Consider the following 1,162-nt stretch of genomic DNA (forward strand, 5'->3'; position numbering starts at 1 on the left):
GCTATTTTGTTAGGAATTATGTCCCAGCCTCTATTCCCATTTCTTAGAAGTAATAACTTTTTATCTATATCTCTTAAATATTTATTTAACTAAGGCGAACACTTTATAGTCTGTTTGTTCTGTATTATCGGGTATATCGTTCTTATAATCATCGTTTAAAATCGCTTTTTTAGGGATCGTATGATCGGTAATTTCGTACATGTGTTCCGTATGAGCGTTCTGATATAAGTTAGTAAAAAACACCAGAAAAACGATGCAAGATACTACTAGAACAATTATATTTTTAATGATATTACTAGTATAATTACTAAGCATTTATTTTCACTCCTAGAACATTTGTTTGTATAAATACTTTAACAGAACGAGTGTTCCTAGTCAATAGTATTACGAACAAATGTTTGTTTAAAAAATCAAAAAATGCTATACTATATTAAAATAAACTTAGGGAGTGCCTATATATGAGAGAGTTAACTAAAAGACAAAGTGAGATTTATGATTATATTAAACATGTTGTTCAAATAAAAGGTTATCCACCAAGTGTAAGAGAGATTGGTGAAGCTGTTGGTCTTGCTTCAAGTTCAACTGTGCATGGTCATTTATCTAGATTAGAAGAAAAAGGATATATTAGAAGAGATCCTACTAAACCTAGAGCAATTGAAATCGTGAGTGATCAAAATAATGATATGACTAGAGAAGAAACTATCTATGTTCCTGTTATCGGTAAAGTTACAGCTGGAGTTCCAATTACAGCAGTAGAGAATATAGAAGAATACTTTCCATTACCAGAACATTTAACATCCACACACAATAGTGATGTGTTTATTTTAAATGTTATCGGTGAAAGTATGATTGAAGCGGGTATTTTAGACGGAGATAAAGTAATTGTAAGAAGCCAAACTATTGCTGAAAATGGAGATATTATCGTAGCAATGACTGAAGATGATGAAGCTACTGTAAAACGTTTTTTTAAAGAAAAAAATCGATATCGTTTACAACCAGAAAATAGTGCTATGAGTCCTATTTACTTAGATAATGTAACAGTTATCGGTAAAGTTATTGGTCTTTATAGAGAATTGTAGTTTATCTCTTGTTTGTTACGTTAAAATCTCTTATATATATGTTTAATATACAAAAAGAGGCTGGGACATAAAGTATCTGTATA

At 30.1% G+C, this 1,162-nt stretch carries 2 protein-coding genes; one reads left to right on the forward strand and one right to left on the reverse strand.

The genetic code is table 11. From position 1 onward, the window contains the following. Positions 1 to 81 precede the first annotated feature (81 nt). Positions 82 to 315, reverse strand: a complete 234-nt coding sequence (sosA, locus tag HMPREF2647_RS08430) for a DNA damage-induced cell division inhibitor SosA (protein WP_017174664.1) — start codon at positions 313 to 315, stop codon at positions 82 to 84. A 143-nt stretch (positions 316 to 458) separates the two neighbouring features. On the opposite strand from sosA, the gene lexA reads away from it, so the two are divergent. Beyond that, positions 459 to 1,079, forward strand: a complete 621-nt coding sequence (gene lexA / locus HMPREF2647_RS08435) for a transcriptional repressor LexA (RefSeq protein ID WP_002449099.1) — start codon at positions 459 to 461, stop codon at positions 1,077 to 1,079. Positions 1,080 to 1,162: the final 83 nt, after the last annotated feature.

This window comes from Staphylococcus sp. HMSC035D11 (assembly GCF_001836075.1).
Lineage (GTDB): Bacteria > Bacillota > Bacilli > Staphylococcales > Staphylococcaceae > Staphylococcus > Staphylococcus hominis.

Excerpts from the sequence above, each read along its gene's own strand:
- sosA (WP_017174664.1), bottom strand. The coding sequence starts at position 315 with ATGCTTAGTAATTATACTAGTAATATCATTAAAAATATAATTGTTCTA.
- lexA (WP_002449099.1), top strand. The coding sequence starts at position 459 with ATGAGAGAGTTAACTAAAAGACAAAGTGAGATTTATGATTATATTAAA.